Consider the following 21184-nt stretch of genomic DNA (forward strand, 5'->3'; position numbering starts at 1 on the left):
GACCGTATGACGCAAGGCCTCCGCGGCCCTTGCAATTGTTTCAGGCGCGCGGTCTTCCGTTATACTTGCGCCCGCCCGCGCCGCCGAGACTGCGATGGATACCGTGCCCGGGCGTACAAGCCACGATGAGGGTAAAAGGGTGAACCTGATAAAGAAAATCCTGGTGGCCCAGGCCGCCGTACTGGCCCTGCTGGCCGCTGGCGCCCAAGCCACGACCAATGACGACATCGCCAAGCGCCTGGAACCGGTGGGCAAGGTCTGCGTCCAGGGCAAGGAGTGCGAAGGCGTCGGCGCCGTCGCTTCCGCCGGAGGTGGCGGTGCGCCGCGTTCGGGCGAAGAGATCGTCGGCAAGGTCTGCACCAACTGCCACGGCACCGGCCTGCTGGGCGCGCCCAAGGTGGGCGACAAGGGCGAGTGGGGCAAGCGCGCCAAGGAGCAGGGCGGCCTCGACGGCCTGCTGGCCAAGGCCATCTCCGGCATCAACGCCATGCCGCCGAAAGGCACCTGCGCCGACTGCTCGGACGACGAGCTGAAGGCCGCCATCGAGCACATGTCCGGCCTCTGATCCATGGCCTGACCTGACAGGAAAAGCCGCTTACGGGCTGATGCTGTCCGCTTAAGAAAGAATGCCGTTTCTTCCCTTGGGAGAAACGGCATTTTTCATAGGGGGCTTCGTTTGCGGTGATGGCCCTGCGCTCCGATCCCCAACCCGTCATTCCCGCGAACGCGGGACGCGGCGCCATCGCGAACAGCGCTTGCGCTGGCCCGAAGGGGAATGACCCAGAAGCGTGGGGGCTTGGTGTAGCGCGCCGCTCCGAGTGCTCGGACGTTTCTCTGGAAACCAGTAGGGCGCATAACGCCTACGGCGTTATCCGCCGAATCGCGGACAGAGTCCGCTCCTGCGGTTCAGGGAAGCACGGGTGTAGGAGCGGACTTTGTCCGCGATTGGATTCACCGGCCACGCCGGACATCCCGGTGGCACGAACGGCCCCCTCTCCCTCCGGGAGAGGGCTGGGGAGAGGGCGCGGAGGTAGGTCGAGCGCCTTCGCTGAACCACCGCATCGCTTGAATGAAAAGACGGCGGAGCGTCCCCGGCGGTTTCCGGTCCAAACTGGACAGGGAACCCACGGAGGATCGCACCTTGGCGCACCGCTGCACCCTCGACGAAGCCGTCGACCGACTGTTGGCCGGGCTCGATGGCCCGATACGCCTGGGCCTGCCCCTGGGCCTTGGCAAGCCCAACCACCTGGTCAACCAGCTCTACCGGCGCCTGGGCGAACAGCCGGCGCGCCAGCTGACGCTCTACACCGCGCTGTCGCTGGGCCGGCCCCGGGCCGGCAGCGAGCTGCAGCGGCGCTTCCTCGAACCCTTCGTCGAGCGCCTGTACGGCGACTACCCGGAACTCGACTACCTGCGCGACCTGCGCCAGGGCAGCCTGCCGCCGAACGTGCGCGTCGAGGAGTTCTACCTGCAGCCGGGCAGCCTGCTGGACAGCGCGCCGGCGCAGCAGAACTACATCAGCTGCAACTACAGCCACGTCGCCCGCGACCTCGACGCCAAGGGCATCAACGCCGTAGCCCAGCTGGTCGCCCGCGACCCGGCGCGCCCCGGCAGGCTGAGCCTGTCGTGCAACCCGGACATCACCCTCGACCTGCTGCCCATGCTGCGCCGCCGCCGCGCGGCCGGCGAGCGCATCCTCTGCATCGCCGTGGTGCACCGCGACCTGCCGTACATGCCGGGCGACGCCGAGGTCGACGAGGACGTCTTCGACCTGCTGGTGGAGCAGCCGGCGGACGCCAGCACGCTGTTCTCCACGCCCTACATGCCGGTGGGCTGGCAGGACCATTGCATCGGCCTGCACGCCAGCGCGCTGGTGCGCGACGGCGGCACCCTGCAGGTCGGCATCGGCGCCATGGGCGATGCCGTGACCTCGGCGCTGCTGCTGCGCCAGCGCGACAACGCCGCCTACCGCGACCTGCTGGCGGCCCTGGCGGTGCCGCAGCGCCACGGGCAATTGATCGACCGCGAGGGCGGGCTGGGCCCCTTCAGCGAAGGCCTCTACGGTTGCAGCGAGATGTTCGTGCCGGGCCTGCTGGACTTGGCCGAGGCCGGCGTGCTGGGGCGGCGGGTCTATCCACAGGTACAGCAGCAGCGTGCGGACGCCGGCGAGGCCGTGCCCGGCGGTGTCTGGCTGCATGGCGGCTTTTTCCTCGGCCCGCAGGCTTTCTACCAGCGCCTGCGCGAGCTGCCGACCGAACGCCTGGCCGGCATCGGCATGACCGGCATCGGTTTCGTCAACAACCTCTACCACGACGAGGAACTCAAGCGCCAGCAACGTCGCGACGCGCGCTTCATCAACAGCGCCTTCACCGTGACCCTGCTCGGCGCCGGGGTGGCCGACCAGCTGGAGGACGGCCGCGTGGTCAGCGGCGTCGGCGGGCAGTACAACTTCGTCGCCCAGGCCCATGAGCTGCACGGCGGGCGCTCCATCCTGCTGCTGCGCAGCTGGCGCGAGAACGGCGGCGAGGTCAGCTCGAACATCGTCTGGAACTACGGCCACACCACCATCCCGCGGCACCTGCGCGACATGGTGGTGACCGAGTACGGCATCGCCGACCTGCGCGGCCGGAACGACGCCGAGGTGATCGAAGCGCTGCTGGCCATCGCCGACTCGCGCTTCCAGGACGGCCTGATCGCCGAGGCCAAGGCGGCGGGCAAGCTGCCGGCGGACTTCGAGCTGGACCGGCGCTATCGCGACAACCTTCCCGAGCGCCTGCAGGCACTGTGCGCGCAGCACCGCGAGGCGTTGCCGGAATACCCGCTGGGCTGCGATTTCACCCCGGAGGAACGCGACCTGCTGCGGGCGCTGACCTGGCTGAAGAGCAAGCTCAGGCTCAGCGAGATACTCGAACTGGGCAAGGCCACCCTGGACGCGCCGGAGCCGGAAGCCTTCCCGGCGCACCTGGCGCGCATGGGCCTGGAGCAGCCGGACGGCTTGCGCGAGGAGCTCTACCAGCGCCTGATCCTCGCCGGCCTGCACGCCACCCGGAACGGCTTTGTGTAGGAGCGAGCTTGCTCGCGAACGACCCCGCTGCGGAATCCGTTCGCGAGCAAGCTCGCTCCTACGAAGAGCATGAAGGGCACAAAAAAGGCGGGAACCCTTGCCGGGCGCCCGCCTTTTTCACGTCTCGGTCCGGATCAGTCGAGGAACTCGACCTCGCCGCCCGCCAGGGACTTCACCCGGGCCAGGGATTCGACGCGGTAGCCTTCGCTTTCCAGCAGCTTGCGGCCGTCCTGGAAGGACTTCTCGATGACGATGCCCAGGCCGGCGATGCTCGCTCCGGCCTGCTGGATCAGGTCGATCAGCGCCTTGGCGGCGTGGCCGTTGGCGAGGAAGTCGTCGATCACCAGCACGTGGTCGGCGGCGGTCAGGTGCCGCGCGGAGATGGCGATGGTGCTCTCGGTCTGCTTGGTGAAGGAGAACACCTTGGAGATCAGCAGGTCGTTCTTCAGCGTCAGCGACTGGAACTTGCGGGCGAAGATCACCGGGATGCCCAGCTCGAGGCCGGCCATGACCGCCGGGGCGATGCCCGAGGCCTCGATGGTGACGATCTTGGTGATGCCCTGGCCCTTGAAGCGCTCGGCGAACTCGTGGCCGATCTGCTTCATCAGCAGCGGGTCGATCTGGTGGTTGAGGAAGGCGTCTACCTTGAGGACCTGGTCCGACAGGACGATGCCTTCGCTACGGATTTTGTCTTTGAGGGTGTTCAATTTTGGTGCTTCCTGGCGAAGCTGCTGTCGCGGGTGAAGCGCGCAATTCTACCTCGGAAGCACCGGCCTGCGCGACCTCCCGACAAAAGAAGAAGCTGATCGGATGGACAGCTTCCGCTGGCCGTCGCCGTGGCATTCCATTGTAGGAGCGCGCCCTGCGCGCGAATCGCGGGCAGGGCCCGCTCCTACAGGTTACCGGTTGGCAGCGATTTTCGCAGGCGCGGTGGCTCCGCTGGGCTTCAGCGCTTGAGCAGCGCGCGGATGTCCGCCAGGGCGGCGTTGCCCTTGGCCGCCTTCACTTCCTGGGGCGCGTCCTCCTGGCCTTCCCAGACCAGGTCTTCCGGCGGCAGCTCGTCGAGGAAGCGGCTCGGCGAGCAGTCGATGATCTCGCCGTACTGCTTGCGCTTGGCGGCGAAGGTCATGGCCAGGTTCTTCTTCGCCCGGGTGATGCCGACGTAGGCCAGGCGCCGCTCTTCCTCGATGCTGTCGGCCTCGATGCTGGAGCGGTGCGGGAGGATCTCCTCTTCCACGCCGAGGATGAACACGTAGGGGAATTCCAGGCCCTTGGAGGCGTGCAGGGTCATCATCTGCACGCCGTCGGCGCCTTCCTCTTCCTCCTGCTGGCGTTCGAGCATGTCGCGCAGGACCAGCTTGGCGATGGCCTGCTCGATGGTCATGTCGCCGTCCTCGTCGCGCTCCAGGGTGTTCTTCAGCGCCTCGATGAGGAACCAGACGTTGCCCATGCGGAAGTCGGCGACCTTGTCGCTGGAGGCGTTCTGCCGCAGCCAGTTCTCGTAGTCGATGTCCATCACCATGCTGCGCAGCGCGCCGATCGGATCGCTGCCGGCGCACTGCTCGCGGACCTTGTCGATGAAGCGCTTGAAGCGCTGCAGGCGTTCGACGTAACGGGCATCCAGGTGTTCGCCCAGGCCCAGCTCGCCGGTGGCGGCGAACATCGAGCAGCCGCGCTCGGTGGCGTAGTTGCCGAGCTTCTCCAGGGTCGCCGAGCCGATCTCGCGGCGCGGCACGTTGATCACCCGGAGGAAGGCGTTGTCGTCGTCCGGGTTCACCAGCAGGCGGAAGTAGGACATCAGGTCCTTCACTTCCTGGCGGGCGAAGAAGCTGGTGCCGCCGGACAGGCGATAGGGAATCTGGTGGTGCTGCAGCTTCAGCTCGATCAGCTTGGCCTGGTAGTTGCCGCGGTAGAGGATGGCGAATTCGCTGTAGGGCCGCTCGGTCTTCAGGTGGATGGTGAGAATCTCCATGGCCACCCGCTCGGCCTCGGCTTCCTCGTTGCGGCAGCGGATCACCCGGATCGGGTCGCCTTCGCCCATCTCGCTCCACAGCTGCTTCTCGAACACGTGGGGGTTGTTGGCGATGAGGATGTTGGCGCACTTGAGGATGCGGCTGGTGGAGCGGTAGTTCTGCTCCAGCATCACCACCTTCAGCGAGGGGAAGTCGTCCTTCAACTGCATCAGGTTTTCCGGGCGCGCGCCGCGCCAGGCGTAGATCGACTGGTCGTCGTCGCCGACCACGGTGAAGTGCGCGCGCTGCTGCACCAGCAGCTTCACCAGCAGGTACTGGCTGGCGTTGGTGTCCTGGTATTCGTCCACCAGCATGTAGCGCACGCGGTTGCGCCACTTCTCGAGGATGTCCGGGTGGTCCTGGAACAGCTTCACCGGCTGCAGGATCAGGTCGTCGAAGTCCACCGCGTTGTACGCGCGCAGGGTGCGCTGGTAGTGCAGGTAGACCATGGCCGCGGTCTGTTCCTTGGGGTTGCGCGCCTTGGCCAGGGCCTCTTCGGGCAGGATCAGGTCGTTCTTCCAGCCGCCGATGAGGTTCTTGATCTCGTCCAGGCCGTCGTCGCCGGAATACTCCTTCTGCATGATGTCCGTCATCAGCGCCTTCACGTCGCTCTCGTCGAAGATCGAGAAGCCGGGCTTGTAGCCCAGGGCGGCGTATTCCTTGCGGATGATGTTCAGGCCCAGGTTGTGGAAGGTGGACACGGTCAGGCCCTTGCCCTCGCCGGGGCGCAGCAGGGTGCTGACGCGCTCCTTCATCTCGCGCGCGGCCTTGTTGGTGAAGGTGACGGCGACGATGTACTGGGCGCGGATGCCGCACTGCTGGACCAGGTAGGCGATCTTGCGGGTGATCACGCTGGTCTTGCCGGAGCCGGCGCCGGCCAGCACCAGCAAGGGGCCGCCGACGTAGTTCACGGCCTCTTGCTGCCGGGGATTGAGTCGGGACATGGGGAAGGAGGAAATTTCATGGCGAAGCGGGCGGCCATTCTACCAGCCCCGCCCGGGGCTGCGGAAAAACGGCGATCTGTGACGCCGTCGCGTTTCGCCGTTTTGGATAAATTCATACTTGTATTAGGCTTGTGGCAGCATTAGTTGAAGAAAACTCTGAAGAGTTTCCTTGGTTCCGCGCCGACAGACGGCAACGCACGGGCGCTGGAACGCCAATCCGGATGGCCGGGGCATGGGATGGCGCCCGGGGTATTCCTTTTCTTTTCATGGGGGTCGCTTGGCTGCGTCGGTCGAGTCCACGCGCCTGCTCCTGCTGGCCGAAACGCCGCAGTGGGCCCAGCTGCTGCGCGAGCATCTCGCCGCGCTGGGCAATGCGTATTCGCTGATCACCGCACCTTCCTGGGAGTCCGCCCGCAGCCTGTTCGACGAGGACGAGGTCGGCCTGGTGCTGGCCACCCCGGGCAGGCTGCCTTCGCGGGAGAACTGCCGGCTGCCGGTCATCCTGCTGCTGGAGCGCGAACCGGCGCAGGCGCCGGCCGGCGTGGCCGACTGGCTGACGCCGCAGCAACTGAGCGCCGAAGTGCTGCGCCGTTCCCTGCGCTACGCCCGCGAGCGCAGCGGCCTGGAGGCCACCCTGCAGCGCCTGGCCGAGCAGGACCCGCTGACCGGCATCGCCAACCGCCAGGGCTTCCAGACGCTGCTGGCCGCGCAGCTGGACGAGTTCCAGGGCCGCGGCCTGGCCCTCGGCCACCTCGACCTGGACAACTTCCGCCACGTCAACGACTCCCTCGGCCACCAGGCCGGCGACCGCCTGATCCTGCAGGTGGTGGCGCGCCTGCGCTCGCAGCTGGAGCACGGCGACCGCCTGGCCCGCCTGGGCAGCGACGAGTTCGCCCTGCTGCTGGACACCCGCCGTGACCCGCGGCGCGCCGAACGCCTGGCCGAGCGCATCGTCGAGGTGCTGGGCGAGCCCTACTGGGTGGAGGGCGAGAGCCTGCTGCTGGGCTGCAGCCTGGGCCTGGCCCATGCCCGTTCCGGCGACAGCGCCGACGCCTTGATGTGGCACGCGCACATCGCCATGCAGCAGGCCAAGATGGGTCAGGGCTGCACCTTCCACCTGTTCGACGAGCGCATCAACCGCGGCGCGCGCAGCCTGGCCGAACTGGAGAGCGAGCTGCGCCGGGCCCTGCGCCGCGACGAACTGGAGCTGCACTACCAGCCGCGCCTGGACCTGGAGAGCGACACCATCGTCGGCCTCGAGGCCCTGGTGCGCTGGCGCCACCCCAGCCGCGGGCTGCTCACCCCGGGGGACTTCGTGCCCCTGGCCGAGGAGAGCGGGCTGATCGTGCCGCTGGGCTACTGGGTGATCGCCCGCGCCCTGCGCGACATGCAGTGGCTGCTCGGGCGCGGCCTGCCGCCGCTGCACATGGCCATCAACCTGTCGTTCCGCCAGTTCCAGGACAGCCAGCTGCTGCCCACGCTGCAACGGCTGATCGCCGAGCGCGGGGTGGATGCGCGCTGGCTGGAATTCGAACTCACCGAAACCGCCGTGATGCGCCGCAGCGAGCAGGTCCTGCAGACCATGCAGACGCTGGGGCAACTGGGGGTGCGCTTCTCCCTGGACGACTTCGGCACCGGTTTCTCCTCCTTCGTCCACCTCAACAGCCTGCCGATCACCCTGCTGAAGATCGACAAGAGCTTCGTCGGCGGCATGTCCGAGCGCGCGGAGAACCGCCAGCTGGTGCGGGCCATGATCAACCTGGCGCACAACCTCAACCTGGAAGTGGTCGCCGAGGGCGTGGAAAGCGCCGAACAGCGGCAGCTGCTGCGCCAGTTCGGCTGCGACCAGGTGCAGGGCTACTGGATCAGCCGCCCGCTGCCGCTGGCGGAGCTGGCGCGCTTCCTGGTGTTCGGCGCCGGGCGCGCGCTCAGGCAGCGGGACCCGGCCGGTAACTGAAGCCCGGCGCCACGGCCGGGCGCAGCAGGCGCGCGGTGCGCGCCTCGAAGGCCAGGCACAGGCCCAGCGCGGTGCACGCCAGGCCCGCCGCCAGCCCCCACCAGACGCCGTGCGGGCCCCAGCCGAAGGGGAAGGCCAGCAGCCAGGCCAGCGGCACGCCCGCCAGCCAGTAGCCGGCCAGGCCCACCAGGAAGGTGGTGCGGGCGTCCTTGAGGCCGCGGATGGCACCCATGGCGATGCTCTGCAGGCCGTCGAACAGCTCGAACCAGGCGGCGATCGCCAGCAGGCTCACGGCCAGTTGCACCACCGCCTGGTTGGCCGGCTGGTCGAGGTCCAGGAACAGGCCGATGACCTGGCGCGGCGCCAGCCAGAACAGCAGGGCGAAGGCGAACATGCACAGCGCGCCGAAGCCGATGCCCACCCGCCCGGCGCGGCGCGCCTCGGGCAGGCGGCCGGCGCCGTAGTGCTGGCCGATGCGGAAGGTCACCGCGTAGGAAATCCCCACCGGCACCATGAAGGCCAGGTACACCGACTGGATGGCGATCTGGTGCGCGGCCAGCGCCGTGGTGCCGATGGCGCCCATGCACAGGGTGGCCACGGCGAACATCCCCGACTCCACCGCGTAGGTGCCGCCGATCGGCAGGCCCAGGCGCAGGGTCTCGGCGACCTGCCCGCGCTGCGGCCGGCCCAGGCCGCGCAACAGCGGGTAGCCGGCGTAGGCCGGGTGCCAGCGCAGGTACAGTGCGAGGATCAGCGGCAGGGCGTTCATCACGATGGCGGTGACCAGGCCGATGCCGGCCAGGCCCAGGCGCGGCAGGCCGAACCAGCCTTCGAGGAAGGCGTAGTTCAGGCCCAGGTTGGCCAGCGCGCCGAGCACGCTGATGGCCATCACCGGGCCGGGCCGCTCGATGGCGCTGGTGAAGCCGCGCAGCACCATGAAGGCCAGGTAGCCGGGCAGGGCGAAGAGAATGCTGTGCAGAAAACTCATGGTGCCGTGCACCGTCGCCGGCGCCTGGCCGAGCGCCAGCAGCAGCGCCTCCAGGTTCCACAGCAGGCTGCCGGCCAGCAACGCCAGGCCCAGGCCGACCCATAGCCCGGCGCGGGTGGCAGCGGCCGCGCCGGCGCTGTCGCGCGCGCCATGCCGGATCGCCACCAGGTTGCCGGTGGCCGCCACCACGCCGCTGCACACGGTGGAGACGAAAGCGTAGGTGGAGGCGCCCAGGCCCCCGGCGGCCAGGGCCTCGGGGCCGAGCTTGCCCATCATCAGGGTGTCGGTGAAGACCATGGCGACATAGGCCAGCTGGGCGGCGATCAGCGGCCCGGCCAGGCGCAGGATCGCCCGCAGTTCGGTGTGGTAGGGGGTGTGCATGGCATGAGTCTGGCTTGGGTTGGGCCGCGTCCGGCGCGTCCCGGGTTCGTCGATTGGCCCATTCTGGTGGGGCGCGGGGCCTTCCCACAAAAGGAAAAAAGCGATGCAATACATGAGTAAGACTCATGTATGAAGGCCCACCATGTCCCGCCGCCTGCCACCGCTCTATGCCCTGCGCGCCTTCGAGGCGGCCGCCCGGCACGCCTCCTTCACCCGCGCCGCCGAGGAGCTGGCCATCACCCAGAGCGCGGTGAGCCGCCACGTGCGCACCCTGGAGGAGCACTTCGACTGCCAACTGTTCCAGCGCCAGGGCCGCCAGCTGCGCCTGACCGAGCCGGCGCGCCTGCTGCTGCCGGGCCTGCGCGATGGCTTCGACGCCCTGGAGCGCGCCTGCGCCAGCCTGCACAGCGACGAGGACGTGCTGCGCCTGAAGGCGCCCTCGACCCTGACCATGCGCTGGCTGCTGCCGCGCCTGAGCATCTTTCGCATGGCCAACAGCGATATCGAGGTGCAGCTGACCAGCGCCTGGATGGACGTCGACGCGGTGGATTTCGCCCGCGAGCCCTTCGACTGCGCGGTGCTGCTCGGCGATGGGCATTTCCCCGCGGAATGGGAAAGCTGCCTGCTGTTCCCCGAATGGCTGATCCCGGTCGGCGCCCCGCAACTGCTCGACGATGGCCTCTGGGACGTCGAGCGGCTGGCCGCCGCGGAACTGCTGCACCCCACGCCGGACCGCCGCGACTGGCGCCGCTGGCTGCAGCGCATGGGGCTGTGCGACCAGGTGTCGCTCAAGGGCGGCCAGGTGTTCGACACCCTGGAGCTGGGCATAGTCGCGGCCACCCGTGGCTACGGCCTATCCATCGGCGACCTGGTGATGGTCACCGAGGACGCCGCCGCCGGCCGCCTGGCCCTGCCCTGGCCCAGTGCTGTGGCCAGTGGCGAGAGCTACTACCTGGTGTGGCCGAAGGCGCGCCGGCAGCAGGAGCGCCTGCGCCGTCTGAGGGACTTTCTTCTCGCCGAAGTCAGCGCAATGCGACTGCCCCAGGTGGAAGTGCTGGAGTAGGTTGTAGGACGTTTCCAGGCCCCCTGCGGCCGGAATGCGCATGCGACGCCCAGCCGCCTGTCTGGCCCTTTTCCCCCTTGCTACGGTCGCGGAGGAGGGGGAAACGCCCGGCGCCAATGATGGGCCATAGCCCGCATCGCCGCGCCTTCCCCGACATTCGCAACCGGGGGAACATTCGATGAAAACCTGTGGACTACTGTTCGGCATCCTGTTGCTCGGCGGCCTGGCCAACGATGCCGTGGCCACCACCGAACTCCAGCACTGGCCGGCGCCCGCGGCGAAGCAACTCGACGCGCTGATCGCGGCCAACGCCAACAAGGGCGCCTACGCCGTCTTCGACATGGACAACACCAGCTACCGCTACGACGTGGCCGAGGCGTTGCTGCCGTACCTGGAGAACCATGGCGTGCTGACGCGGGAGAAACTGGACCCGTCGCTGGCGCTGATTCCCTTCAGGGACCGCAAGGAGCATAAGGAAAGCCTGAATAGCTACTACACCCGCCTGTGCGAATTCGACCACCGCGTCTGCTACCCCTGGGCCGCCCAGGCGCTTTCCGGCCTGACCCTGCGCGAGCTCAAGGGCCACGTCGACGCCATGATGGCGAGCGGCAAGCCGGTCAAGAGCGACTACTACGACGGCGACACCCTGCGCAGCGTCGAGGTGCAGCCACCACAGTTGTTCAGCGGCCAGCAGGAACTGTTCAACCGGATGATGGAGCACGGCATCGAGGTCTACATCCTCACCGCCTCCCACGAGGAACTGGTGCGCATGGTCGCCAGCGACCCGAAGTACGGCTACAACGTGAAGCCGGAGAACGTCATCGGCGTCAGTACCCTGCTCAAGGACCGCAAGACCGGCGCGGTGACCACCGCGCGCCGGCAGATCGCCGAAGGCAAGTACGATCCCGAGGCCAACCTGGACCTGGAGTTCACCCCCTACCTGTGGACGCCGGGCACCTGGATGGCCGGCAAGACGGCGGCCATCCAGACCTACATCGACCCGTGGAAGAAGCCCATCCTGGTGGGCGGCGACTCGCCCAGCAACGACGGCCACATGCTGTTCCACAGCACCGCGGACGACGGCCTGCGCCTGTGGGTGAACCGCAAGGCCAGCTACATGGACCAGCTCGACGCCATGATCAAGGCCAACGCCGACGCCCAGTCCGCCCTCGGCCAGCCGGCCAGCGCCGACAGGAACTGGCTGGTGGTCACGCCCGAGGAGATTCTCTGAGCCACCGGCGGGGCGGCCCGTTGCGCCGCCCCGCCGTTTCCAGGCATGCCCTGTCGCTCCTGGCCAAGTCCTGGCGCGCAGGCAACGCCCGAGGTCGCGTTCATCGCAGGACTGCAACACGGCTTTGCTAGGGTGAAGGCTGGACTAGTCCAGGGAACGGCCCGCGCCGGGTCTTTCCACCCACAAGACCACCTCGGGGGAAACCAGATGAAACCCATGCGCACCCTGCTCGCCGCGCTGCTGCTCGGCGGCCTGGCCAGCAGCGTCTTCGCTGCCACCGAACTCAAGCACTGGCCGGAACCGGCCGCCAAGCAACTGGACGCGCTGATCGCGGCCAACGCCAACAAGGGTGCCTACGCCGTCTTCGACATGGACAACACCAGCTACCGCTACGACCTGGAAGAGTCGCTGCTGCCCTTCCTGGAAATGAAGGGCGTGCTGACCCGCGAGAAGCTCGACCCGTCGCTGAAGCTGATCCCCTTCAAGGACGTGGGCGGCCACAAGGAAAGCCTGAACAGCTACTACTACCGTCTCTGCGAGGTCGACGACCTGGTCTGCTACCCCTGGGTCGCCCAGGTGTTCTCCGGCTTCACCCTCAAGGAACTCAAGGGCTACGTCGACGAACTGATGGCCTACGGCAAGCCGGTCCCCAGCACCTACTACGAGGGCGACGCGGTCAAGACCATCGAGATCCAGCCGCCCAGGGTCTTCACCGGCCAGCAGGAGCTGTACAACAAGCTGATGGAGAACGGCATCGAGGTCTACGTGATGACCGCCGCCCACGAGGAACTGGTGCGCATGGTCGCCAGCGATCCGAAGTACGGCTACAACGTGAAGCCGGAGAACGTCATCGGCGTCACCACCCTGCTCAAGGACCGCAAGACCGGCGCACTGACCACCGCGCGCAAGCAGATCGGCGAAGGCAAGTACGATCCCAAGGCCAACCTGGACCTGGAGATCACCCCCTACCTGTGGACCCCGGCGACCTGGATGGCCGGCAAGCAGGCCGCCATCCTCACCTACATCGACCAGTGGAAGCGCCCCATTCTGGTCGGCGGCGACACCCCCAGCAGCGACGGCTACATGCTGTTCAACGGCACCGCCGAGAACGGCATCCACCTGTGGATAAACCGCAAGGCCAAGTACATGGACCAGCTCGACGGCATGATCAAGAAGAACGCCGAGGCCCAGGCCAGGCTGGGCCAGCCGGTCACCGCGGACAAGAACTGGGTGATAGTGACGCCGGAGCAGATCCAGTGATCGCCGGATACCGCCAGCCAGGTGCATAGGTGAAGTTCTTAAGGATTATCCGTTCGCTGTTGCGGACTTGTCCGATCCTTAACGTGGGAATTTCTCCAGGGCACTGCTTGTAGCTTCACCTGAATGGGACCGGGCGGATTGTCCGCCCGGTCTGCATTTCAGGAGAGCGCCCATGCCCGTCGGTTCGCCAGCCTTTCGCGTCCTGGCCGTGCTCGCCCTGCTCGCGCCGATCGGTTCCCTGGCTGCCAGCGAGGATTTCAACGCTGCAGCGGTCGGCTCGTATCAGGAGCCCGGCTTCAACAGCAACCGGCAGTTCGCCGATGGCGAACAGGTCGACAGCATCGACCCCTTCAGCGGAGCGCTGAAGATAGTGACCAGGGACCTGTTCATTCCGGGCAACGGCGGCCTGGATATCGAGGTGCTGCGTAACTATCAGAGTGTCACCAATTCCCGGGGGCCATACAGCAACGGCCACATCGAGAGGACGCCCTTCGGTACGGGATGGGACCTGCATTTCGGGCGTCTCTGGGTTTCGGATACCTACAATCGTCTTGCCCAGTCCGACAACAATCGCGGCTGCCAGATCGGGCAGGTGGCCTCCAACCTAAATCCCATTCTCGAATTGCCCGATGGTTCGCGGCATGTCCTGGCCAATGGCGATGGCAGCGATCATGCCTTCGTCAGCAAGGCGCGCTGGATCGGCCGCTGCCTTCCCACCAAGCAGAACAAGGGGGATGGCGGTCTGCTGGTGTTCTCCCCCGATGGCCGGAAGTACGTCTTCGACCTCCTTGGCACCGTTTCTCCGGACAAGCAACTGCGCAGCTATTTCGTCACGCGCATCGAAGATGCCGACGGAAATGCCCTCGACTTCAGCTACAACATTTCGAAATCCAACAAACTGGCACGGCATCACCTGCTCAAGCGCATCACGGCGACGGATGGGCGCGTGGTCGACTTCAGCTACCACGACGAGAATGGCCCGAGGGCCGTGCTGACGGGCGTTTCCGCCAATGGCGTCAGCATCGGTTACGGCTATGCCGACGCCAATTGGAATGTCGGAGCCAAGCCCCACTACCTGACCAGCGTGAACTACCCCGACGGCACTCGCTGGGCGTATGCCTACAACAATGCGAACTCGTTGGTGGGTACCGTGCCCGGTCGTTTCTCGATGACCGGCATGACCAGTCCGCTCGGCCTGCGTGTCGGTTACGCATACGGCTTCCAGCAGATGGGCGTCGATCTTGCGGAGAAGCTCAACGTCGTACAGCGCAGGACCCTGTCCGGGATATTGGGAACGCAGCCGCGCGACCTCGTCTGGGAGTACCAATACGTCAAGGGCTTCGCTCCCGGGAACGACCAGACCTTCGAGCGAGGGCCGCTGCAGTGCGTCACCTACGAGCATGTAGGTACCAATACCATCGCCAATGGCGCCTCGGGTGTCGACCAGGGCCTGTGGAAGGTCGGCAGTCTGGTGCGCAAGACCATGACTGGCCGGGCGGGAGTGGGCTGCGGGCCGACATTGCGTGAGGAGACCTACGCCTGGGACCGCCAGGAGATTTCCCCGCAGAAGGAAATGCGCCGCTACAACCTGCTCGTCGAGAACAGGACCCGGGCCCCCGTACTGGTCCAGCGCGCCATCACCCAGGATGGCGCCACCTATGTGACCCGCTACACCCACGATGCCTACGGCCAGCCGTTGACCGTGGCCGAGCAGGGGCAGGGCAGCAGGACGACCCGGTTTCGCTATACCCGTCCGGGCGGGCGCTGGATGCTCGGCAAGGTTTCCCACCAATCCATTTCGGGTATTCCCGGCGAGATAGCCAACAGCTATACCGGCAGCGGCCGGCTGGCACAGAAATCAATGTTCGGCGTGGTCACTCGCTATGCCTACAGTGCCGGTGGCGACCTGACCAGCGAGACCGATGCCAATGGCCATGTCACCACGTATGCCGACCACTTCCGGGGAATTCCCAGGCTGACTCGCCAGGCCGATGGCGGGCTGGTCCGGCGTACGGTGAACCCTACCGGCACCCTGGCGTCGCTGACCGATCCATTGGGCCGGGTCAGCAGCTATACCTACGACGCGATGAACCGGGTAACCCGCATCCAGTTACCGAAAAGCAGCCATACCCGCTACGACATCAACTATGCCTTCGGTCCCACGGGCGTCATGCAGACGGCCGTTCGTGCCGGCTATACGCTGGCCAGGCAATACAACTCCCTGGGCCAGCTCATCGTCCAGATCGAGGCCGGCGGTGCATCGACCATCGAGACTGCTGCCATCTACCGGGCGGATGGCCAGAAGATAAGTCTTTCGCTGCCCGGCTACGGGGGGCTGAATCCCCATGCCCAATATTACGAGTACGACGGCCTCGGGCGGCTCACGCGAGTGCGCCATGCCGATGGCAGCGCCGCCACGACCGCCCATGGCGCAGGCAACGTCCAGACGCAGTGGGACGAGAACGGCAACGCGATCACCAGCCATTACCTGGCCTATGGCGACCCGGACCAACGCGAACGGGTACGCATCGAACAGCCGGGGGGCGTCGTCACCCATGTCGGCCGTGATCCCCTGGGGCGTGTCACCGTGCTCGAACAGGGTGGCCTGCGGCGCACCTATGCCTATGGCAGCCGTGGTTTCCTGGTGAGCGAATACAACCCGGAAACCCTGACGACCCAGTATGGGTACGATGCTGTAGGCAACCGTATCAGCCGCAAGGTCGGTGCGGCGGCCACCGACCATTTCATCTACGACGCCATGAACCGCCTGGTGTCGAGCAGCTATGGCGGCGTACAGACGTTCACCCGCAGCTACGATCCGGGCGGCCGGCTGGTGCGCCAGACGTCCTATCAGGGCACTGTCTGGGACTTCGCCTACAACGCCCACGACCAGATCATCCGCGAGACCCTCACCGAGCCCGGCGCATCGCGCGCGCTGACCATGGGGTATGGCTACAACTCGCGGGACCAGTTGCACACCATCACCTACCCCAGTGGCCTTGAGGTCTTCTACAACCCCGATGTGTATGGGCGCCCGACCCAGGTGGGTGCTTTCGCCCATGGCGTCAGCTTCCATGCCAATGGTGCGCTACGCTCGCTGACCTACGCCAACGGCAGGACCCTGAGCATCGGCCAGGACCCCCGGCGCCTGCGCCCGACCGACAGGCGCGTGGGCGGGCTACCGCAGTTCAACGTGCCCATGGCGCTGCGCTATGGCTACGACGCTGCCGGTAACCTGACCCAACTGGTCGACGAGGTGGATGGCCGTCACAGTCAGTCGATGCGCTACGACGGGCTGAACCGCTTCGTGTCCGCCAATGGCGCCTGGGGTGAAGCGAGCTATGGCTATAACGGCCGCGGCGACCTGACCTTCCAGCAGACCGGTGGCGCCCGGATCGACTACAGCTACGACGGCCAGGGGCGCCTTGCCGCGCTCAATGGCTCCCTGAATGTCGGTTTCACCTACAACAATCGAGGCAACGTCACCCAGGGACGGTCGCGCTACACCTATAACGGCGCCAGCCAGATGCTGCTGTACTGCGCCAGCCCGCAATGGGACTGTCCCTCCCCCAGCGAAACCTACCGCTACGACCCGCGCGGTTACCGCAGTGCGACCGCATTCGCCGACGGTACCCAGGTGCTTTCCCTGTATGGCCAGGAGGGGCGGCTGCTGCGCGAGGACTTCCCCGCCGATGGCGGGTTCGTCGAGCACATCTACCTGGCGGATGAGCGGATCGCCTCCCGCATGCAATGCGAGTTCGTCGACGACGACGGCAACGGCGTCTCCAACTGCAAGGAAAAGCGCTACCCGGTGAATGGTCGCCAGGGCACCGTTTTCTGACTATCGGCCAGGGGGAACGATCATGCGTCAATGGATAAAGCTGGCTGGCCTTTGCCTGCTGCTGCTCTGCGGCATGGTTAACGCCAACGAGGTCTTCGTCACCTACTACCACAACGACCATCTGGGCTCGCCGGTGGCTGCCACCGACGAAACCGGAAACCTGCTCTGGCGAGAGCATTACCGGCCCTATGGAGATCGCCAGGACCGCCCCGGCTACCAGGGCTACGGCACGCTCGGTTTCACCGGTCATGCGCAGAACCAGGCCAACGGTCTGGTCTATGCCGGGGCTCGCTATTACGACCCCTTGATAGGGCGATTCCTGTCGGTGGATCCGAAGGAGGCCAGCGAGGAAACACCGGGAAGTTTCAATCGCTATGCCTATTCCCTGAACAATCCCTACGGCTACAGCGATCCGGATGGACGTTGGGTGGCCGCCGCGTTGGGTGTGCTGGATGCTGGATTGACGATCCATGGCATCTATTCCGAGTACCGCAGGGGCGGAATGGAGGCCGCGCAGGCGGAGGTGGGCAAGGCTGTAGCGGCTCATTTGGTGGGAGGTTTGGCCGGGAATGTACTCAGGCGGGGGTATATTCTGGCAAAGGAAGGATCCATTGCTGCAAAAGCAACAATAGCAATACCTGAAAACCGAGTTGGTCATATCTTTAGAAAGGCTGAAGGACACATACCCGATACTCCCGCCAATCGAGAGTTACTTACAAACTTGGCGAATGACAATAAATCAGTGCTTGGGGTGGATCGCCACGGAACCATCTGGTCTGCGAAGTTATTGCCGGATGGTAGCCAGGCATGGGTGCAAACAAGAGGAGGCCAGGTGATCAATGGCGGAATTAATAAAGCACCTAAGCCATATGACCCTGAAAGAGGATTGGCATCACTTAAGCCAAGAGGAAGTAAAGATGGAAAATGATAAAAGATTGACTCTAGAACAAGCTTTTTGTGCGATGTTTTACTTTCTTGAAAATGAATATGAGCTAACAAAATCTGAGGACATAGCGATAATACTTAGCTCTCTTGATTGGACAGTCTTGTCTGATAACTCGGGACCGCCAGATCCTGCAGCATGGGACGATTGGCTTGAAGCAGTAAAGAAGGCCAAAAAAGACAACCCTGCTTGGTAGTTGAGTTGCTGCTTGCGCGGGTAACTGCTAGATATAAGGAACATCTAGTTTTCATGCCTTTCGCGTATTTCCTCTCATATTGAAAGTTTTACTAATAGTCCAGGCTCTTTTCTGCAGTTTAGTGACGGGTTGACGGCTTGTTAAATGGAGTGGCTTTTTTATTCGAGGCTTTAAATTTTCTAACCTGAGTTAAGGCGGGTTGGAGGATCGAGCGTCATATTGAACGAGGTCGCACTACAATAGCGCTGGATCTTTTTCTGGATTTCTAGACGTCAAGGGACGGCATGAAGCTTGAAATTGACAAAGACTTCGAGTTATTAGGATATAGCGATTGTCGCTATAAGAAACTGACCATCGAGGTCCAATATAAAGGAGAGCCTGTCGCTCAGATTAATCAAGATATGGGGAGGGATAGGTTAGAGTTAGAAATTTTTGTCGGGCTAGGTAGTTCAAGCCTGAAAGTTCCGTTGTCTGGATTTGTAGATGCTTTGATTCTGGCCAGGGACTCAATTTCGAAAGAAATTGAATGCTGAACGTATTCCAAAAGTATTTGATTGTTGGAATAGGTGCACGTGGAAACCCAACTGTGGAATTTGGACGGTCAGTAGGTGTTGACGGAAGAGTTGGTCCAACTGTTACAAGAGGATAAAGGTTGGCTAGTGATATTTTTTCGGATCGTAATGCTCGGTGAGATAAATCAAGATATAAGAGCTATAGCTGTTGGATATAGTGGTAATGGTGAGTTATTGATCCGCTATTTTCTTGATCGTAAATTAATTTATTTTGATCGATAAGTTTAATATAGATCACCTAAGTACAGTCGAACCTAAACGGGATTTTACTCCCCTTTGTAGTTTTGTTTACTCTCGGCGGGAGAGGGTCTAAGTTGCAAGGTTAATCGGATCTAAACTTGGCGTTCAAGCCAGGCTTGGTGATTCTGTTAGTCGTGAGCTGCTTGCAGGGGCTGGAAGTTTTCAGATTTTATATTTTTAGACTTTGTGAGAGTTTTACAGTTTGGAAAAAAGAGATAGCTCCCTCCAGTCATTCGACTATCTGCTCATTCTGCGAGGGGCTTGCGCCTTTGCAGTGGTGTTGAGAAATTACCCGTTTGAGTTCTATACGGCTCTTGGTACCTCCCACCTGGAGTGGCTGTTGCGACCCTTCGGCTACATACCGGTTCTTGTTTTTTTCTGCTTGAGTGGGTTTCTGATTACCCAGAACTTTATACTCGGTCGTTATGAGCCGGGTTCTGTTTTAGGTGTTTGGGGGTACTACAGAAATAGAGCGTTGAGAGTGTTGCCGTTGTATTATTTTTCTATTCTCGCCTGTCTCTTGATCTATTGGCCAGAGTCATTCTATCGCTGGGATGAGGTTCTGGCTTTGTTTGGGTTCGTTGGTGCATATAAGATTGATGGTGGCATAATTTTCAATCATGTTTACTGGAGCCTTCCTGTCGAAGTGGCTTTCTTCGTCCTGGCGCCAGTCTTGTTCTTTTTCATGCGTTGGCTCTGCTTGAGCCTTGGTGCGCTTGGAGCCTTGCTCTTCATTATTCTTGCATACTTTATATACAGCGCAATTGTATTCTGGGATATTCCTTATGACGATGGCTTTTTAATGAGTCGCGTGATATGGAACCGACTGGCTCACCATGATGTGATTTACAATTTCGAAGTGTTTCTTCTGGGCGGGATTGCGGCCTTTTATGTCAATGGTCAATCTCGGAGAGGTACTGTGCGTGGCCAATTGTTTTTCAAAGTTTCACTGGCATCGTTGATTCTGCTGATGTTCGCGAGAACTGGAATTGTAGGAGATGCTCTGTTTCAGAAAGGCAAGGTTGACGCCTTCACTCTCTACCTTCTCTTGCCATTGCTTGGACTCTGGTTCCTGGGCTTTACGATGCTTTACGCCAAGCCGCAGCTTATCCGCGTGTCGCGGATTGGTTTGCTCTTCCGACGGGCTCTTGAGGCACTAGGGCATTGGTCATATGGCGTTTATCTCTTTCATATGCCGATTCTTTCCATCGTCGAGAAATTTGATATCCTGTCCGGTAGTGCATACCAGAACTCTGTCATGAGTTTCCTGGCGTTGATTTGCGTAATTGCCTTTTCGGCGATGACTTATCGTTTAATAGAAAAGCCTGTAATGAGGTTCAGGATGCGCTCCGGTCATTTGGTATCGAGTTCGGCGTGAGTTTGGTCGGTTATCACGCCCCGGCTCAGCGCCGGGGCTCGGCCAACTGCTGCAGGCCATGCTCCAGGCTGGCGGCGGACAACTCGCCCATGTGGCTGTGGCGCAGGCGGCCGTCGGCGGCGTAGAAGAACGTGGTCGGCATGCCGTAGGCGCCGGTGGCCTGGCCGAACTGGTTGCCACTGTCGAGCAGGACTTCCCGGGGCTTCAGCTTCTGGCTGGCGAGGAAGCCGGCCACGGCCTCGGCCGACTCGCCCTGGTTGGCCAGCACGAAGCGTACGTCCGGGCGCGCCTGCTGGGCGGCTTCCAGCACCGGCATCTCGCGCCGGCAGGGCGGGCACCAGGTGGCCCAGAGGTTGACCACCAACGGGCGGCCGTCCAACTGGCCGAGATTCACCGGCCGGCCTTGAAGGTCGCTCAGCGCCAGGGCCGGCAGTCGCTGGCCGCGGTCCAGGGCGGAGACCAGCGCGGTGCCGCCGCCCCAGACGCAGACGCCTGTCACCAGGGCGATGGCCAGCGGCCGGCGCAGGCCGTCGTTGCGCCAGGCCAGCCAGGTGCCGAGCAATGCCGCGGCGAGTGCGCCCGGCCAGGCCAGGAAGCCGCCGTCGCGGATGTCCAGCACGCCCCAGGGCGCCGCCGCGTATTGCCCTGCGTAGCGCGCGACGAAGGCCAGGCGCGCCACCAGCAGGCCGGCCAGGAGCATGGCGAACAGCGCCCCCTCGGGGTTGCCGCCACGCCTGCGCCCGGCCAGCCAGCCGCCCAGCAGTGCGGCGAGGAAGCCCAGGTAGAGCAGGGCCTGGGGCATGGGAATGGCGAGCGGGCCGAGGATCAGGCTGGTCATGGCGGTCTCCGGGAGGCGGGCCGCGAGTATCGCAGTCCCGCGCTGCCGGGCGTGAGCGGTGCTGTGGATAAATGTTTCGACCCCATATTGCCCCGAGGCACGGCGTTCCCCCGTAGGAGCGGACTTCGTCCGCGATAGCCGGAGGTTCCGGCGCAGTTCGCGGATGAGATCCGCTCCTACGCCGCTCACCCACGCCATTCCACTGTAGGAGCGGGCCCTGCGCGCGAAATCGCGGGCAGGGCCCGCTCCTACAGGGAAATGCCACACCTTCCGGCA

15 protein-coding genes are annotated in these 21184 nt (G+C 64.0%); 11 read left to right on the plus strand and 4 right to left on the minus strand.

The window, feature by feature from the left end:
• Positions 1-139: 139 nt before the first annotated feature.
• Together VV867_RS16700 and VV867_RS16705 are read left to right on the plus strand one after the other, a co-directional pair.
• The gene (locus VV867_RS16700) at positions 140-565 is read left to right on the plus strand and encodes a c-type cytochrome (RefSeq protein ID WP_305888143.1); all 426 of its coding nucleotides are present in this window, start codon (positions 140-142) and stop codon (positions 563-565) included.
• 645 nt (positions 566-1210) lie between these two features.
• Positions 1211-3064: an acetyl-CoA hydrolase/transferase C-terminal domain-containing protein gene (locus VV867_RS16705; protein WP_328567037.1), complete on the plus strand. Its 1854-nt coding sequence runs from the start codon at positions 1211-1213 to the stop codon at positions 3062-3064.
• A gap of 134 nt (positions 3065-3198) precedes the next feature.
• On the opposite strand, the gene VV867_RS16710 is transcribed toward VV867_RS16705, so the two are convergent.
• Both VV867_RS16710 and rep read right to left on the minus strand, forming a co-directional pair.
• A complete protein-coding gene (locus VV867_RS16710) occupies positions 3199-3771 on the minus strand; it encodes a xanthine phosphoribosyltransferase (protein ID WP_109937148.1) in 573 nt (190 codons plus the stop codon).
• Between the two features lie 239 nt (positions 3772-4010).
• Complete coding sequence (gene rep, locus VV867_RS16715; RefSeq protein ID WP_328567022.1) at positions 4011-6020, minus strand: DNA helicase Rep; 2010 nt, start codon at positions 6018-6020, stop codon at positions 4011-4013.
• Between the two features lie 232 nt (positions 6021-6252).
• On the opposite strand from rep, the gene VV867_RS16720 reads away from it, so the two are divergent.
• Positions 6253-7977: a putative bifunctional diguanylate cyclase/phosphodiesterase gene (locus tag VV867_RS16720; protein ID WP_371921194.1), complete on the plus strand. Its 1725-nt coding sequence runs from the start codon at positions 6253-6255 to the stop codon at positions 7975-7977.
• Here the strand turns inward: VV867_RS16720 and VV867_RS16725 are convergent.
• Entirely contained in the window at positions 7949-9346 is a 1398-nt protein-coding gene (locus VV867_RS16725; protein ID WP_328567023.1) for a NorM family multidrug efflux MATE transporter, read from the minus strand. The genes VV867_RS16720 and VV867_RS16725 overlap by 29 nt on opposite strands.
• Before the next feature lie 142 nt (positions 9347-9488).
• Between VV867_RS16725 and VV867_RS16730 the strand changes: the two genes are divergently transcribed.
• The 8 genes from VV867_RS16730 to VV867_RS16765 all read left to right on the plus strand — a co-directional run bounded on the left by VV867_RS16730 (position 9489) and on the right by VV867_RS16765 (position 20070).
• Positions 9489-10409: a LysR substrate-binding domain-containing protein gene (locus tag VV867_RS16730; RefSeq protein WP_328567024.1), complete on the plus strand. Its 921-nt coding sequence runs from the start codon at positions 9489-9491 to the stop codon at positions 10407-10409.
• A gap of 178 nt (positions 10410-10587) precedes the next feature.
• Positions 10588-11640, plus strand: a complete 1053-nt coding sequence (locus VV867_RS16735; protein WP_328567025.1) for a haloacid dehalogenase-like hydrolase — start codon at positions 10588-10590, stop codon at positions 11638-11640.
• Between the two features lie 207 nt (positions 11641-11847).
• On the plus strand, positions 11848-12900 hold the full coding sequence (locus tag VV867_RS16740) for a haloacid dehalogenase-like hydrolase (RefSeq protein WP_328567026.1): 1053 nt from the start codon (positions 11848-11850) through the stop codon (positions 12898-12900).
• Positions 12901-13072: 172 nt separating this feature from the next.
• On the plus strand, positions 13073-16741 hold the full coding sequence (locus VV867_RS16745; protein ID WP_328567027.1) for an RHS repeat protein: 3669 nt from the start codon (positions 13073-13075) through the stop codon (positions 16739-16741).
• 22 nt (positions 16742-16763) lie between these two features.
• Positions 16764-17669 (plus strand): RHS repeat domain-containing protein, encoded by a 906-nt coding sequence (locus tag VV867_RS16750; protein WP_328567028.1) that lies wholly within the window; start codon positions 16764-16766, stop codon positions 17667-17669.
• Positions 17659-17880 (plus strand): hypothetical protein, encoded by a 222-nt coding sequence (locus VV867_RS16755; RefSeq protein WP_328567029.1) that lies wholly within the window; start codon positions 17659-17661, stop codon positions 17878-17880. Before VV867_RS16750 ends, VV867_RS16755 begins: the two co-directional genes overlap by 11 nt.
• A gap of 284 nt (positions 17881-18164) precedes the next feature.
• Complete coding sequence (locus VV867_RS16760; RefSeq protein WP_275628256.1) at positions 18165-18413, plus strand: hypothetical protein; 249 nt, start codon at positions 18165-18167, stop codon at positions 18411-18413.
• 481 nt (positions 18414-18894) lie between these two features.
• A complete protein-coding gene (locus VV867_RS16765; RefSeq protein ID WP_328567030.1) occupies positions 18895-20070 on the plus strand; it encodes an acyltransferase family protein in 1176 nt (391 codons plus the stop codon).
• A gap of 25 nt (positions 20071-20095) precedes the next feature.
• Here VV867_RS16765 and VV867_RS16770 read toward each other — a convergent pair whose 3' ends face one another.
• Positions 20096-20908, minus strand: a complete 813-nt coding sequence (locus VV867_RS16770; RefSeq protein ID WP_328567031.1) for a redoxin family protein — start codon at positions 20906-20908, stop codon at positions 20096-20098.
• Positions 20909-21184: the final 276 nt, after the last annotated feature.

Origin of the sequence: Pseudomonas sp. JH-2 (genome assembly GCF_036231725.1) — a bacterium.
Classification (GTDB): domain Bacteria; phylum Pseudomonadota; class Gammaproteobacteria; order Pseudomonadales; family Pseudomonadaceae; genus Pseudomonas; species Pseudomonas delhiensis.